This is a genomic window from Neisseria sp. P0001.S005, from assembly GCF_051963715.1.
Window position 1 is genome coordinate 1 of sequence record NZ_JBQCTZ010000392.1, and the last position, 1,500, is coordinate 1,500.

Genomic DNA, 1,500 nt, shown 5'->3' on the forward strand with positions numbered 1-1,500 from the left:
CTGGTTGCCAAACGCAAATCGTCCGAACTCTTCATGATCAATGTTTTGCTGGTTACTTTGGGCGTGGCCTATCTGACGGAGCTTGAAGGCCTGTCTATGGCATTGGGCGCATTCGTTGCCGGTATGCTGCTTTCCGAAACCGAATACCGTATTCAGGTGGAAGACGACATCCGTCCATTCCGCGATATCCTGCTGGGCTTCTTCTTCATTACCGTCGGTATGAAGCTGGATATTCAGGCGCTGATCGGCAACTGGCAGCAAATCCTGATTTTGTTGGCAATCCTGTTGGTCTTGAAAGCACTGGTCGTCTTCATCATCGCTTTGCGCATGAAAAACCCTACGAGCGACAGCCTCAAGAGTGCGCTTTATTTGGCACAAGGCGGCGAGTTCGGTTTCGTGATGCTGGCCATTTCCAGCAAAATCAATATGGTTTCGCCCGAATTGGAACAAGCAGCCACTGCAGCCGTCTTGCTCTCCATGATTGCCGCACCATTCATTTTGGGCAGCAGCGATGCCATCGTCAGCCGCTTTGTTAAATCCGACTGGGACATGAAAGCCTTGGACTTGCACTCCATGCTGGTGGAAACCATGAGCAAATCCGAACACGTCCTGATTATCGGTTTCGGACGCGGCGGTCAATCGGTTGCCCGTGTATTGGCGCAAGAAGGCATCCCCTACTTTGCCCTTGACTTGGACATTGCCCGCGTACAAGTGGCACGCAACGCAGGTGAACCAGTTTCCTTTGGCGATGCCAAACGCCGTGAAGTCTTGGAAGCCGCCGGCTTGGGACGCGCCAAAATGGTAGTCATCACGCTGAACAATATGCACGAGACCCAACATGTTCTCGGCAACATCATGTCCATGCATCCGAGTATGCCGGTTTATGTTCGCGCCACCAATGACGATTACGTTAAAACCTTTACAGAAATGGGTGCGGAAGAAACCGTCTCCGATACCAAAGAAACCAGCCTGGTGCTGGCAAGCTATGCCATGTTGGGTCACGGTCTCTCTTACAACCATGTTTATCAAACCATAACCCACATCCGTCACAGCCGCTATGCATCTTTGCAAGACTTGTTTGTCGGCAGTGATGATGACAGCTTCTCCGACGAAGACAGCAAGGCCGTCTGCCGCCATGCCTTCCCCTTGCAAGGCGAGGCACACGCCATCGGCAAAACCATCCGTGAATTGCCATTAGCAGCGCATTATCTGAAACTATTGTTTATCCGCCGCAATACCGGAAAAATCCAAGACCTTGACCCTGATTTTGTTTTGGAGAACGGTGATATTTTGGTTGTTGCAGGCAAGCAAGAAGAAATTATTTCCTTTGAAAACTGGTGCTTGCAGGGAGACATCTAATTATCGGCAAATAAATCTTGCGCGCATCAGGATTTTTTGGTTTAATAGCGTCTTCGCAATTTTGCGCATGGGTGATTAGCTCAGTTGGTAGAGCGTCTGCCTTACAAGCAGAATGTCGGCGGTTCGACTCCGTCATCACCC

General features: G+C 50.5%; 1 protein-coding gene and 1 tRNA gene. Both read left to right on the forward strand.

All coding sequences use genetic code 11. The features are described 5' to 3' along the window. A partial coding sequence (locus tag ACTHSP_RS20495; RefSeq protein ID WP_440346822.1) for a cation:proton antiporter domain-containing protein occupies positions 1-1,359 on the forward strand: 1,359 nt, incomplete at its 5' end. 69 nt (positions 1,360-1,428) lie between these two features. Continuing rightward, positions 1,429-1,500: transfer RNA gene (locus ACTHSP_RS20500), tRNA-Val, on the forward strand.